This window comes from Pseudomonas sp. P5_A2_2, from assembly GCF_054177685.1.
Window position 1 is genome coordinate 1 of the sequence record NZ_JBGCUL010000934.1, and the last position, 1,712, is coordinate 1,712.

Below are 1,712 nucleotides of genomic sequence, written 5' to 3' on the forward strand. Positions count from 1 at the left end.
TGCGCAAGCGCTTTCCTTTGCACTATGTTTGTCGAACAAGAACACCGATGAGAGGTTTCACTGCTTCTCAAATCGGCAGATAAGGAGTCAACCGCTATGCTCAGTACTGGATCTGAAAGTCCTCCTCCTGCTCTATTGGAAATGCGTTCCATCTCCAAGTCATTCAATGGCGTACGCGTGTTGCATGACATCGACCTTAGTATTTTTCCCGGACAAATCCACGCGCTAATGGGCGAAAACGGCGCCGGAAAATCCACTCTGATGAAAATCCTGTCGGGAGCCTATATAGCCGACAGTGGCACTATCCGAATCGATGGATGTGATATTCGAAACTATGGCCTGAACGATGCGAAGCGCCATGGCATTTCAGTTATCTATCAAGAGCTCAGCTTGTGCGCGAATATGAGCGTGGTCGAGAACATCTACCTGGGTAGAGAAATTCGTCGATGTGGGGTTGTAAACCACAAGGCAATGACCGAAGGCGCGCAGGTTGTACTAAAGCGACTTGGCGTCACATTTGATCCGCACGCGCTGGTCGGTACATTGTCGATCGCCGACCAACAACTTGTTGAAATCGCCCGTGCAATTCATGCCGATACGCGAATCCTGGTGATGGATGAGCCTACAACGCCGCTGTCTTCAAAAGAGACGGAAAGTCTATTTAGGTTGATTCGCCAGTTACGTGATGATGGTGTTGCGATTATCTATATCAGCCATCGAATGGCTGAGATATATGCATTGTCCGATTTTGTTTCGGTGCTCCGGGACGGCCGTTACGTGGGTTCGCTGGACCGTGGCACGCTATCGGCTGAAACCCTGGTCCGGATGATGGTGGGTCGCGATGTTTCCGGTTTCTATGCCCATGAGCGTGCTACGTGTTCTTACGAGCAACCGGTACTACGTGTCCGCCACCTTACTGATGGTTTAAAAATTCGAGATTGCAGTTTCGATCTGTATGCCGGCGAAATTCTCGGGATTGCAGGGCTGGTGGGCTCAGGGAGAACAGAACTTGCCCGATTAATTGCAGGTGTCGATGCATACTCGGGTGGACACATTGAACTGGACGGCGAAGTTGTAGCCATACGCTCCCCTCGCGATGCAGGCAATGCAGGTATCGCCTATCTGACAGAAGACCGTAAAGCCTTGGGCCTCTTTCTCGATATGAGTGTCCACGACAATATCAATGTTTGTGTATTGGGAAATGATGCTTCATTGACGGGTTTTGTGGACCGGACGGCTGGAACCGGACGCACCGAACAAGCCATTCAGGCACTCAATATCAAAGCATCTCCAGACATCAATGTCGGCGCGCTGTCTGGAGGCAACCAACAAAAGGTTTTGCTGGCTCGTCTGCTTGAGATGAAGCCCAAAGTGCTGTTCCTGGACGAACCCACCTCGGGTGTCGATATTGGAGCCAAAACAGAGATATATAAAATAATCAATGCATTGGCCGCCTCCGGCGTTTGTGTAGTGATGATTTCAAGTGAACTGCCAGAGATTGTTGGAATCGCTGACCGTGTATTGGTCATGTGTGAAGGGAAACTTGTCGCCGAACTCGGTGGCCGCAGCGGTGTTGATATCACACCCGAAACCATTATCGCGTTTGCCACAGGCAGCGACAGCTTGACTCTAGCCAACGGAGACTTAGTTCAATGACTTCCCCACTGCAACGCAAAGCAGCAAGTGACTTCATCACACCCAATGCGCGGAAC

Annotated in this window: 1 protein-coding gene; it reads left to right on the forward strand. The window is 50.7% G+C overall.

Translation table 11 applies throughout. The features are described from left to right. Positions 1–96 precede the first annotated feature (96 nt). Positions 97–1,656, forward strand: a complete 1,560-nt coding sequence (locus tag ACXRVY_RS27485; RefSeq protein ID WP_223458740.1) for a sugar ABC transporter ATP-binding protein — start codon at positions 97–99, stop codon at positions 1,654–1,656. The last annotated feature ends 56 nt before the right edge of the window (positions 1,657–1,712 follow it).